The 12,496-nt window shown below is 52.6% G+C and carries 10 protein-coding genes and 4 tRNA genes; 1 reads left to right on the top strand and 13 read right to left on the bottom strand.

What is annotated here, in order from left to right; all coding sequences use genetic code 11:
- Positions 1-160 precede the first annotated feature (160 nt).
- On the top strand, positions 161-1,816 hold the full coding sequence (gene aslA, locus C4F37_RS22015; protein WP_000395835.1) for an arylsulfatase AslA: 1,656 nt from the start codon (positions 161-163) through the stop codon (positions 1,814-1,816).
- Between the two features lie 90 nt (positions 1,817-1,906).
- Here aslA and C4F37_RS22010 read toward each other — a convergent pair whose 3' ends face one another.
- The 13 genes from C4F37_RS22010 to rfbA all read right to left on the bottom strand — a co-directional run bounded on the left by C4F37_RS22010 (position 1,907) and on the right by rfbA (position 12,492).
- A complete protein-coding gene (locus C4F37_RS22010) occupies positions 1,907-3,142 on the bottom strand; it encodes an anaerobic sulfatase maturase (RefSeq protein WP_001540199.1) in 1,236 nt (411 codons plus the stop codon).
- A 146-nt stretch (positions 3,143-3,288) separates the two neighbouring features.
- A tRNA-Pro gene (locus C4F37_RS22005) sits at positions 3,289-3,365 on the bottom strand.
- A gap of 42 nt (positions 3,366-3,407) precedes the next feature.
- Positions 3,408-3,494: transfer RNA gene (locus C4F37_RS22000), tRNA-Leu, on the bottom strand.
- Between the two features lie 20 nt (positions 3,495-3,514).
- Positions 3,515-3,590 (bottom strand) — tRNA-His (locus C4F37_RS21995).
- A gap of 58 nt (positions 3,591-3,648) precedes the next feature.
- Positions 3,649-3,725, bottom strand: a tRNA-Arg gene (locus tag C4F37_RS21990).
- Between the two features lie 102 nt (positions 3,726-3,827).
- Positions 3,828-5,213: a bifunctional threonine/serine APC transporter ThrP gene (gene thrP, locus C4F37_RS21985; RefSeq protein WP_000774735.1), complete on the bottom strand. Its 1,386-nt coding sequence runs from the start codon at positions 5,211-5,213 to the stop codon at positions 3,828-3,830.
- A 190-nt stretch (positions 5,214-5,403) separates the two neighbouring features.
- Positions 5,404-6,144: a lipopolysaccharide N-acetylmannosaminouronosyltransferase gene (gene wecG / locus C4F37_RS21980; RefSeq protein WP_001064038.1), complete on the bottom strand. Its 741-nt coding sequence runs from the start codon at positions 6,142-6,144 to the stop codon at positions 5,404-5,406.
- Between the two features lie 2 nt (positions 6,145-6,146).
- On the bottom strand, positions 6,147-7,499 hold the full coding sequence (wzyE, locus tag C4F37_RS21975) for an ECA oligosaccharide polymerase (protein ID WP_000055119.1): 1,353 nt from the start codon (positions 7,497-7,499) through the stop codon (positions 6,147-6,149).
- Positions 7,496-8,575: a TDP-N-acetylfucosamine:lipid II N-acetylfucosaminyltransferase gene (gene rffT, locus C4F37_RS21970; protein WP_000217276.1), complete on the bottom strand. Its 1,080-nt coding sequence runs from the start codon at positions 8,573-8,575 to the stop codon at positions 7,496-7,498. The genes wzyE and rffT overlap by 4 nt, the downstream gene beginning before the upstream one ends.
- On the bottom strand, positions 8,572-9,822 hold the full coding sequence (wzxE, locus tag C4F37_RS21965) for a lipid III flippase WzxE (RefSeq protein WP_000050272.1): 1,251 nt from the start codon (positions 9,820-9,822) through the stop codon (positions 8,572-8,574). Before wzxE ends, rffT begins: the two co-directional genes overlap by 4 nt.
- Position 9,823: 1 nt before the next feature.
- Positions 9,824-10,954, bottom strand: coding sequence for a dTDP-4-amino-4,6-dideoxygalactose transaminase (rffA, locus tag C4F37_RS21960; protein WP_000612054.1), 1,131 nt, complete (start codon positions 10,952-10,954; stop codon positions 9,824-9,826).
- A gap of 4 nt (positions 10,955-10,958) precedes the next feature.
- Positions 10,959-11,633, bottom strand: a complete 675-nt coding sequence (rffC, locus tag C4F37_RS21955) for a dTDP-4-amino-4,6-dideoxy-D-galactose acyltransferase (RefSeq protein WP_001540197.1) — start codon at positions 11,631-11,633, stop codon at positions 10,959-10,961.
- A complete protein-coding gene (gene rfbA / locus C4F37_RS21950; protein WP_000676056.1) occupies positions 11,611-12,492 on the bottom strand; it encodes a glucose-1-phosphate thymidylyltransferase RfbA in 882 nt (293 codons plus the stop codon). The genes rffC and rfbA overlap by 23 nt, the downstream gene beginning before the upstream one ends.
- Positions 12,493-12,496 lie beyond the last annotated feature (4 nt).

Genomic DNA, 12,496 nt, shown 5'->3' with positions numbered 1-12,496 from the left:
TTGAAAATGCTCTCCTGATTTTTCAATTCATTTTCTGGATAAATAAATAATTTATTTTTATCACTATTATTTATGCAATCATCCTGTCAGGGAGAGGGATCTCAATTATCAATGCTTAATTACGTCATCATTTTGACGACATGAAACCGGAGCATTTTGCATGGAATTTTCGTTTTCACCCAAACTTCTTGTTGTTGCTGTCGCCGCAGCTCTTCCTCTCATAGCCAGCGCAGCAGATACCCCGTCAACCGCCACCGCACGCAAAGGCTTTGCCGGATACGATCACCCAAACCAGTATCTGGTTAAACCGGCGACCACTATTGCCGACAACATGATGCCGGTGATGCAGCATCCTGCACAAGACAAAGAAACCCAGCAGAAACTGGCGGAACTTGAGAAAAAAACCGGTAAGAAACCGAACGTGGTTGTTTTCTTGCTGGATGATGTGGGCTGGATGGACGTTGGCTTTAACGGCGGCGGCGTGGCGGTGGGTAACCCTACACCAGATATCGACGCCGTTGCCAGCCAGGGGCTGATTTTAACTTCGGCGTATTCTCAACCGAGTTCTTCCCCAACCCGCGCCACGATTCTCACCGGACAATACTCCATCCACCACGGCATTCTGATGCCGCCAATGTACGGGCAACCGGGCGGTCTGCAAGGGTTAACCACGCTGCCGCAGTTGCTGCACGATCAGGGCTACATCACCCAGGCTATCGGGAAATGGCATATGGGGGAAAACAAAGAGTCGCAGCCGCAGAACGTTGGCTTTGATGATTTCCGCGGCTTTAACTCGGTGTCCGATATGTATACCGAATGGCGTGATGTTCATGTCAACCCGGAAGTCGCCCTGAGCCCGGCTCGTTCTGAATACATCCAAAAACTGCCGTTCAGCAAAGATGACGTTCATGCCGTGCGCGGTGGTGAACAGGAAGCCATTGCCGACATTACGCCGAAATATATGGAAGACCTGGATCAACGCTGGATGGAATATGGCGTTAAGTTCCTCGACAAGATGGCGAAGAGTGATAAGCCTTTCTTCCTCTATTACGGCACTCGCGGCTGTCACTTCGATAACTACCCGAACGCCAAATATGCGGGTAGCTCTCCGGCGCGCACCTCTTACGGCGACTGCATGGTGGAGATGAACGATATCTTCGCCAATCTGTATAAAGCACTGGAGAAAAACGGTCAGCTTGATAACACGCTGATTGTGTTCACCTCTGATAACGGTCCGGAAGCCGAAGTTCCGCCGCACGGTCGCACGCCGTTCCGCGGTGCGAAAGGTTCTACATGGGAAGGCGGCGTTCGTGTGCCAACCTTCGTTTACTGGAAAGGCATGATCCAACCGCGTAAATCTGACGGCATTGTCGATCTGGCGGATCTCTTCCCTACGGCGCTGGATCTGGCGGGGCATCCTGGGGCGAAAGTAGCGAATTTAGTACCGAAAACCACCTTTATCGATGGTGTGGACCAGACATCTTTCTTCCTGGGAACAAATGGTCAGTCTAACCGTAAGGCCGAGCATTACTTCCTCAACGGTAAACTTTCTGCTGTGCGTATGGATGAGTTCAAGTATCACGTCCTGATTCAGCAACCTTACGCTTATACCCAGAGCGGATATCAGGGTGGATTCACCGGCACAGTAATGCAAACGGCGGGATCGTCGGTGTTTAACCTGTACACCGATCCGCAGGAAAGCGACTCTATCGGCGTGCGCCATATCCCAATGGGTGTACCGCTACAGACCGAAATGCATGCGTATATGGAGATCCTGAAAAAATATCCACCACGCGCGCAGATTAAATCTGATTAAGCCGGCGCTATCGCTGAGATCTACCTTTGCCGGATGCGATGCTGACGCATCCGACAATCAACCGCAGGCGGCCACAAAATGGCTACTTTTTTACTTATTCACCACCAGCAAATGCGCCTGCATAATGTCGCTGGCCGGACGACCGTGCGCCAGCAAATCAACCATTGCTTTAAGATATGGCGGTAGATGGCGGAAATAACGCTGATACCCGGCACACAAATAATTCAGCCCGGGTTTGCCGCTGGCATCGAGCATAAAGCGGTGTTTCGGGCAGCCTCCCCAGCACGCTTTTAACACGTTGCAACTGCGACACTGTGCCGGTAACTGCTTGAATTTATCTTCACCAAATGCCTGCTGTTGCGGGGAATCAATCATTTCTGCAATCATCTGCTGAAGCATATTCCCTAGTCGATACTGCGGATAAACATAGTGATCGCAGGCATAAACGTCACCGTTGTGCTCAACAATCACCGAGCGCCCACAGGTTGGCTGATGATGGCAAACCGCGCCCGGTGCGCCGACAAAATTGGCGAACGCCCATTCGATATTCATTACGAAAATCTTGCCGACGTCGCGCTTAATCCAGTGGTCGAAAATCGCCACCAGAAACTCACCGAACTCTTGCGGGCACACCGACCATTCCGTCAGTTCGCCCTGAATATCGCCGGGAGCATGTAGCTTAAGTCCAGCATGAGCAGCCGTTTCATCAGCCAGGCGCTCGACCACCGGAATAAACTGGATGAACTCAACACCTGCATCACACAGAAAATCATAGACTTGCAAAGGTTGTAACGCACTGGTGCGATTGACGCAGACCAGCACGTTATAGTCGACATGATGTTTTTGCAGGAGCGACAGGGCACGCATCACCAGCTTATGCGTTGGTCTGCCACCTTTGGTCACGCGATATTGATTGTGGATCTCAGCCGGACCATCCAGCGATAACCCTACAAGAAAATGATTTTCTGCCAGAAATGCACACCATTCGTCATCGAGCAGCACGCCGTTAGTCTGGAAGCTATTACTTATCTTCCTGCCAGCACCATATTTCGCCTGTAGCGCCACGGCACGGCGGTAAAAATCCAGCCCGAGTAACGTTGGTTCGCCGCCCTGCCAGGTAAAAGCCACTTCGTTTTGGGTTTCGCTGGCAGCGATATAGTGACGGACATACGCTTCCAGCGTGTCATCGTCCATATGCGTGACTGGCTTTTCGTGGTAAAGGGATTGTTTTTCGAGATAAAAACAGTAGTCACAGTTCAGATTACAATCAGAACCGCTCGGTTTCGCCATCACATGAAAAGCACGCGTTGGAACCTGTTGCTGCATGGTCGCTCCTTGCCTGAAGTCATCCTTCAATAAGTTAAGGGCGAAATCATACCGTGGCGCAATGCGTTATTACGGGCGTTTATTGCGAAGGGAAAGTGACGAAATGCACAGAAAACAAAAAAACCCGCCGAAGCGGGGTTCAAAATTGGTCGGCGAGAGAGGATTCGAACCTCCGACCCACTGGTCCCAAACCAGTTGCGCTACCAAGCTGCGCTACTCGCCGAAATACTGCTTTTTGAATTTTTAGTTCAATTCTTTAAAGTCGTGGTGCGAGGGGGGGGACTTGAACCCCCACGTCCGTAAGGACACTAACACCTGAAGCTAGCGCGTCTACCAATTCCGCCACCTTCGCATTGTCACAACTTCTAATAATGGGGTGGCTAATGGGATTCGAACCCACGACAACTGGAATCACAATCCAGGGCTCTACCAACTGAGCTATAGCCACCACTACAAATCTTGTTACGCGGTATTACTACCACCGCAGCTCAAGCGCCGGGACTAAATGGCGCGCCCGACAGGATTCGAACCTGAGACCTCTGCCTCCGGAGGGCAGCGCTCTATCCAGCTGAGCTACGGGCGCTTAGCGCCGTTGCGGGGGTGGATAATACGGACTTCCCACCCCTCTGTCTAGTCCCTTTTTAAATAAATTGCGCGTTTGGTTACGGTTTGTGCGTTTTGCTGCTTATTCCTCCAGTTTATGCGCTTTACCGTGGCGATTAAGCCCAAAAACTTTATAAATCGCCGTCACCACCAGCATAAAGATGATGCCGACAAACAGCGACATACGCGTATCTTCATTAAAGTACATGCCGATCAAAACGCAAATCAGGAATGCCATTGTTACGTAGTTGGCCCAAGGGAACAGGATTGAGCGGAACGGATGGCTGGCAATTGCCGCTTTGTGTGCACGGCGAAAACGCAGCTGGCTTATCAAAATCACAAACCATGGCACCATACCCGGAAGCACGCTGGCGCTGTAGACGTAGACAAACACACGCTGTGGATTGGGAATGATGTAGTTCAGGCATGAACCAATTAGCAGAATAGCAATAGATACTGCCACACCCGCAACCGGTACGCCGTGACGGGAAACTTTCGCCATTGCCGCCGGTAACTGACGGTTTTTCGCCAGTGCATAGAGCATACGTCCGCAACTGTACATGCCGCTGTTACAGCCAGAGAGCGCAGCCGTCAGCACCACAAAGTTGATAATGCCCGCCGCTGCGGTAATGCCGATTTTGGCGAAAGTCAGTACGAACGGGCTACCGTTGCTGCCTATTTCATTCCACGGGAAGATAGTAACGATAACGAAAATCGCGCCAACGTAGAAAATCAGGATTCGCCACAGCACCTTGCCTACGGCACTGCGCAGCGTCACCTGCGGATTCTTCGCTTCACCGGCAGTAATGCCAATCAGCTCCACGCCCTGGTAGGACGCCACCACAATACACAATGCGGTCAGGAACCCTTTCCAGCCACCAGCAAAGAAACCGCCATGCTCTGTGAGATTGCTAAAACCAATCGACTGCCCGCCATTGCCAAAGCCAAAGAAAATCACGCCCAGGCCAATGACAATCATCACGATAATCGTGGTGACTTTGATCATCGCGAACCAGAACTCGATTTCGCCGTACAACCTCACCGCAGCCAGATTCGCCAACGCCACCAGCGCCACCGCGATCAATGCGGGTATCCACTGCGCCATCTCCGGGAACCAGAACTGGACATAAACGCCAATGGCGGTGATTTCTGAGATCCCCACCGCCATCCACATAAACCAGTAAGACCAGGCGGTGAGATAACCAAAGAACGGGCTCATATAACGATGCGCGTAAACGGCGAACGAACCGGTAACCGGTTCGAGGAACAACATTTCGCCCATTGAACGCATGATGAAAAAGACGAACAGCCCGGCGATGATATAGGCCAACAATACGGATGGCCCGGCCCATTTCAGGGTACTGGCGGCCCCCATAAACAGGCCGACGCCAATGGTGCCCCCCAGGGCGATGAGTTCGATATGTCGAGCTTCCAGCCCACGCTGTAGCTCTGGTTTGTTATCTGCCATAAATCCTCGTGTTGTGTTTGCATGCTTTCCGGTGTTACCGGTTATCGTTATGGGTACATCGAGTGTTGCGAATGTTTTCGTAATTCAGGAGAAATGGCAAATAAAGCATTAAAAATTTGAATGCTTTGTGTAATAAAAAAGCAGACAGGCGACGAAGTGACCACTCCGTCGCTTTACAAAGAGAGGAAAATCAGAGGTTGCCGGTGTAATGCCAGCGTAAATAACGCAGCAAACGAAGCTGACGCTTAATGCGGCTCGGCTGCGAAAGCAGGCGGTAGAGCCACTCCAGCCCCAGCGTTTGCCAGATTTTCGGTGCGCGTTTTACGTGACCGGTGAAAACATCGTAGGTCCCGCCAACGCCCATATACAGCGCATCTGGATGCACCAGACGGCAGTCGCGCATGAAGATCTCCTGCTTTGGCGATCCCATCGCAACGGTGACGATTTGCGCTCCGCTGGCATGAATGCGTTCAAACAGCGCCTGACGCTGCTCGGGTTTAAAATAACCATCCTGACTGCCAACGATATTCACATTCCACTGGTTGCGCAGTTTAGCTTCAGTTTGCGCCAGCACTTCAGGTTTACCGCCCACAAGAAATACCGGTGTCCCTTCTTTGCCTGCGCGCGCCATCAGCTCTTCCCAGAGATCGGCCCCAGCAACGCGGGAAACCTGCGCCTGCGGGTACTTTTTACGTACTGAACGTACAACGCTGATGCCATCCGCATATTTAAATTCGGCAGCGTTAATTAACTCCCTGACCTCGGCGTTATCTTCAATGGTCAGCATTTTTTCGGCATTAATGGCAACCAGCGTTCCCTGCTTAAGCTGCCCGTCAGCGAACAGATAATCGAGGGCATGCTGCATATCACGCCAACCAATCAACTGTAAGCCACGCAGCGTATAGGTCGGTGCCGTGGTGTTGTTATTCATTGTTATCCTTCAACCTGCGTCCGGAGCGATGATTTTGTTCGTTTATGAATGAGTCCGGCGCTTTCAAAAAGCCAGTACAACAGTTTTGCGATCATCAGACATGCGCCGAAGACCACGATAAAAAAGACCACGCGTGAGACAAACGAATCCAGCCCTTCACGCGCCAGCACGATCATATTGAAGATCGCCCCGAAGCAGAAACTGTGCAATATCGCAGCCTTATAGCGATTAGTCTCGCGGTTGCCCAGCTCATACAGCCAGTCGAACCATTTGATAATCAGTCCAACCACAATCGCCCCGAGCGGGATGAACAACGCGCCGCCCATAACAACCAGTGAGCCTATAAGCGTAGGCGAGATCGCCAGTCCGGAGTGGTTATTCAGCACTTCCCAGGTAAAGTAGTTGGCGGAGTTCAGCACCATACTCGGGCGACCCGGCCACAGCCAGGAAGGGATAAAGACATAGAAATCGCGGACAATTGGAGCCAGGCCCTGGAAGTCGATGTTGTCGTAGTTCTGCAACAGCAACGCCAGATTCTCCCACGGCGAGAAAGTGTCGCGAGTGAGATAGAGAAACGTATAGAACGCTTCATCGCCGCTCACATTCATTCCATAGCGTTTTAGCGCCAGCCAGAACATGCCCACAATCCCCAGCACGCCCGCCGCCGCCAGCATCCACAACGAAATCCAGCCGCGAATAATGCCAATAAACAGGAAGATAGCGAATGCGATGATGATATTGGCGCGAGTGCCGCCGACAATCATGTAAGTCAACAAGCCAAAGGCAACCGTGCTGACGAGGAAAAACAGCCACGCTTTGCTATCCTGGCGCAGAAAATAAACCACCAGCATCGCCGGGATGAAAAAGTAAAAGAAGCGTTTTAATGCCACGCCGGAGACTTCGCTGGAAAAGATCTGACTGTAAGAATTAAGCCGGAACAGCAAAAAGCCGTTGTGCATGAAGAAGATGCCGACGCTCACCAGAGCGATGCCCATCAGGATCACCCACGTGAGATTGGTCTCCACGCGGTTCATGGTAAACAGCGGACGGCGCGGTGCATCAGCAACGCGTTTGCGTAGACGGGTTTTGTAGGTGACATAGTAAACCGCGTAGAAGCAGCCTGCAGAAAGCAACGCCTGCAACAAGATTTCTGGCGGCGCGACACCAACATCAAAGCGAAATACCAGCACGCTGGTCAGCGGAAAGCCGAAGAAAAAGGTGAGCAAAAACAGCAATGAAAAGAAGACATTGAAGTTAAAGCGCACACGGCGAAACTCAAACCAGGTCAGCGTGGCAATAAACAGCGTGCAGAGCAGCCAGACAACAAACAGGCCACTGAATTGCAGCAGACTCATGCGACCTCCCCGGCGGCAATCGCCAACGCCCGCTGCCAGCCTTGTAGATAGTTAGGGCTAAAGAAGGCAATGGTGTTTTTATCCACCGACGCCAACTGGCGCTGCGCTTCACGCACAATATCCTCGTTGAGATCATCGGTAGTAAACAGTACTGGCAAATGCTGTTCCGTCATATCCTGCCAGAACGGATTTTCCCGGTTAAGCACGCAAGGAATGCCCGCCTGAATCAGTAAGCAAAGCGTACCAATGCCCTGCTGGCGGGCAAAAATAAAGTAACCGAGATCGCACTGGCGAAGTAGCGTCAGATAGGCGTCAAATTCCAGTTTTTCGCTCAGAACTTGTAGGTTTTCTTCGCTGAATAACTCCAGTCCCGCCTGACGAACTTCCTCGATGTACGCTTCGTTATTAGGCGGATATCCCATCGGCACCACCACTTTTACCGTATCGCCAAATTGCTGATGAACGGCGCGCAAGGCAGCAATATGCTCATTGCTGCGGTCACCGGAGTTCCCCACCAGAATGGTCATTTTTCCTTCACGTTGCCGATCGTTCGCCATCGTATTAAGAGAAGGGTCCATCCGCGTCGGGAAGTACAGCAGTTCTCCCCGCACCTTTGGATGCGTTTTGGCAAAAAAGCTCAAATCACCGCGGGTGGCAAATACACAGCCGACTCTCTTTTGCGCCAGGCGACGTAGCGGGTAAAAAAGCTTATATCTCAAGCCACTGGAAAGCTCATACAGGTCTGCTCCCCAGATATGCCAGAAAAACTGGCTGGGCTTAATGCCACCACTCAGCAGAGCCAGCCACAGTTTGGGATTGAACTGACCGTGGAAAAAAAATCGCTGCTGACGGTTAGCTTTTGCTTTCGCGATGACCGCTTCCGCCAGCGATTTTTTCCCAGGGAAAAATTGCACAGAAAGCGCCGGACAGCTATCACTTAAGCCGTCGTCCTTGCCAGCAACCATAAACTCGCGCGCGTGCCCGCTCGTCGCGGCCAGCGCGTCGTTGAAAAACCGCAGAACGGTTCGGTTATGGTGAGGGATATCCGATCCCAGTACGTGAATCAGTACAGTCATGCCCGCCTACGCCAGAGTAAAAACACGCCACAACAAAGAGAAAAATAGACGATATAGGTTGCCATATAGGCCTGTGCTGCGCCCAGTGCGCCATGCGCAGGGATTAGCCAGTGGGCAAATACCATCAATAAAGTGAACTGGCTGATTTCCGCCAGAATATAAAACCGCAGTGACGCTTTGGCGATCACCAGATAACCAAAGACATAAGCGCCCACTTTTAACACATCACCCACCAACTGCCAGGCAAAGAGATCGCGCATAGCGGTAAATTTATTCGACAACAGCAGCCAGATAGCAAAATCACGCAGCAACCAGACGGTAAAACTCGCCGCCGCCACTGCCGGTAAGACGAATTTCAGCGATTTAACCACTTCCCGGGTGATATCGCGCTTTTCCGTTAGCCGCGACAACGTGGGCAGCAAATATACGCTGAACGATGCCGTAATAAATTGCAGGTAGGCATCGGAAATACTGCTCACCCCTTGCCAGATCCCCACTTCATCCCAGCTATACTGCGCCGCCAGCAGTTTACGCATCATGATGTAAGCAACAGGCAAGGTCACCGACGTAATCAACGCCATGAGCGTAAATTTGCTCAACTGCCCTGCCAGACCGTTATCCCAGCTGGGTTTCAGATAGCTTAACGGGATGACACCACGTTTGATCAACATGATAACAGCAGGAATTACCACCAGCGCGGGAATCAGCGCCAGACCCAGCAACGCCCCTTCATAACCGCCCAAACGATAACTGACGTAGTACGCGAGAACGCCAATCAAGCTACCGACAATCAGAGATAACGCATTACCTGCGGCATCGCGAAAGCCTTTCATCAACGCCAGTAACAGGTTGCCCCAGGCAATCCCCATTTGCACCAGCGCCACTAAACGCACCAGCCCCTGATAGTCGGTATTACCAAACAACCCCTGGCTGATTGGCGCAGCTGCCAGCACAAAAACCAGCGCCATTAGCGTAGAGAAGCCAAGTACCATCGCTGATGAAGTGCCGACCACACGGCGCAGCTGTTGGGGATTATCATGATACTGGGCAACGTATTTGGTTACGCCGTTAAAGATGCCTGCCCCGGCAAGCACGCCGAGCACGGTAATCAACTGGCGGAAATTTGCCGCCAGCCCAAGCCCCGCCGGACCAAATGACACTGCCAGCAACTTACCGACCAGTAACCCGGCACCAATCTTGACCAGTGTACTGGCCGCCGTCCACAAGGACGCTTTTGCCAACGACATATCAGGAGAAGTAGTTCAACAAGGTCGCAATTACCGTACGCTGATTGACGGGCGACAGGTTGTAGAACAACGGCAGGCGCAGCAAGCGCTCGCTCTCTTTGGTGGTGTAGCGATCTTCGCCGTGGAACTCACCAAAGCGTTCCCCCGCAGGGCTTGCGTGCAGCGGAATGTAATGGAACACCGCCATGATTTCCGCTTCCTTCAGGAAGCTAATCAACGCGCTCCGGTCATCAATATCCCGCAGCTTGATGTAGAACATATGCGCGTTCTGCACGCAGTCATCCGGAATCGACGGCAGCTCGATACGCCCGGCTTCCGCCAGAGGTGCTAACGCATCGTAGTAGTTTTGCCACAGCGCCAGACGTTGCTGGTTGATGCGTTCGGCTGCTTCCAGTTGCGCCCACAGGTACGCAGCTTGCAGATCGGACATCAAATAGCTGGAGCCAATATCGCGCCAGGTATATTTATCGACCTGACCACGGAAGAACTGGCTGCGGTTTGTGCCTTTTTCACGGATGATCTCGGCTCGTTCGATCAACGCTTTATCGTTAATCAGCGTCGCGCCGCCTTCACCACCCGCCGTGTAGTTTTTGGTTTCATGGAAGCTAAAGCAGCCAATATGACCAATGGTTCCCAGCGCACGCCCTTTGTAAGTGGACATCACGCCCTGAGCGGCATCTTCCACCACAAACAGATTATGCTTTTTCGCCAACGCCATAATGGTGTCCATTTCGCAGGCCACACCCGCGTAATGGACCGGCACGATAACGCGCGTTTTGTCGGTGATCGCCGCTTCAATCAACGTTTCGTCGATGTTCATGGTGTCCGGGCGAACATCCACAAAAACGATTTTTGCGCCACGCAGCACAAAGGCATTGGCGGTGGAGACAAAGGTGTAGCTCGGCATGATCACTTCATCGCCAGGCTGGATATCGAGCAGCAGCGCCGCCATCTCCAGCGAAGCGGTGCAGGATGGCGTCAGTAACACTTTGGCGCTGCCAAAACGTTGCTCCAGCCACTGCTGGCAGCGACGGGTAAAACCGCCATCGCCGCACAGTTTGCCGCTACCCATTGCCGACTGCATATAGTCGAGTTCGGTTCCCACCACCGGCGGTGCGTTAAATGGAATCATGTGATCACCTGTATAACCAGTACGCGGTGCTTTCTACATTCGCACCACTTTGTATATATCGTTTAAGCGCGGCGGTGTTGCCCATCTGGGTCGCCACCCGCAAAGTTATTTTACCGCGAGCATACGCCCAGTTTAGCGCCGTTTGCATAAGCTCAGCACCTGCACCGCGTCCAGCCAGCAGGCCAATTCGCGCATCTGTCGCATTGAGTTCCCGTAAAGAGACATAACCGCGAATATCGCCGGACGCCGCACGTAAAATCAGACATTGATGATCAAAGGTGCCGCGCACGGCATTTTCAATCCACTGTGCATAAAAGCGACCGCTGGCGTCAGGCGCATACCACGGCGCACGAAAACGGCTTTGCGCAAATGCGGCGCTGGCTAACTGACGTAATGCGGGAATATCTGTCTCTTGTGCCACTTCTGCGCCGCTATCACCGACATTGTTCACGGGTAGCGCCAAATCAACTTCACCTTCTACCAGGGAGAATCCCAGCTGTTGCAGGGCATCCAGTTCACCCGTATTTGATGCCGCAATTTTGGCCTGCACCCGTGACCACGGCGCTAACGCGTCTGGCGTCAGGAGCGGTGCTTCAGACGTAATGCGCACGATGGCGCTGTTAACACCAAAGAAGGCGTTTTCCCAGGTTAGTGGCTCAATACTGGCGCGGACGGGCACGAAGTAACTCCAGCAGATATTGGCCGTAGCCAGTTTTCGCCAGCGAGCTGGCGGCGCGCTTCACGCCTTCGTCATCAAGCCAGCCGTTACGCCAGGCGATCTCTTCCAGGCAGGCAATCTTAAAGCCCTGGCGTTTTTCTACTGTCTGCACAAAAGTGCTGGCCTCAATCAGGCTGTCGTGAGTGCCGGTATCCAGCCAGGCAAATCCGCGCCCGAGCAGTTCAACGGTCAGGTTGCCCGCCTCGAGGTACATCTGGTTGATGGAGGTAATCTCCAGTTCACCACGCTCCGACGGCTTCACCTGCTTTGCGTACTCCACGACTTTACTGTCGTAGAAATAAAGCCCGGTCACCGCCCAGTTTGATTTCGGCTGTTTTGGTTTTTCTTCCAGCGAGATAGCGCGGAAATTGTCGTCAAACTCCACCACGCCAAAGCGTTCCGGGTCCATCACCTGATAGCCAAATACCGTCGCCCCTTCCGTGCGCGCCGCAACATGACGCAGCTTCGGACTGAAGCCCTGTCCGAAGAAGATGTTATCGCCCAGCACCAGACAAGAAGGTTCACCGTTGAGGAAGGTTTCACCGATGATAAAGGCCTGCGCCAGACCGTCCGGACTGGGCTGTTCGGCGTATTCCAGCTGGATACCGAACTCACTACCATCGCCCAGCAGGCGCTGGAAATAACCTTTATCTTCCGGCGTAGTGATGATGAGAATTTCGCGGATACCGGCCAACATCAGCACCGACAGCGGATAGTAAATCATTGGCTTATCGTAAATCGGCAACAGTTGCTTCGATACGCCGCGCGTAATCGGATGCAATCGGGTGCCGGAACCGCCCGCCAGGATAATACCTTTCATGTTT

The organism is Escherichia sp. R1 (assembly GCF_003000935.1).
GTDB lineage: Bacteria > Pseudomonadota > Gammaproteobacteria > Enterobacterales > Enterobacteriaceae > Escherichia > Escherichia coli.
Note: the sequence above shows the minus strand (reverse complement) of the source record. Positions and strands in the feature narration are given on the sequence as shown.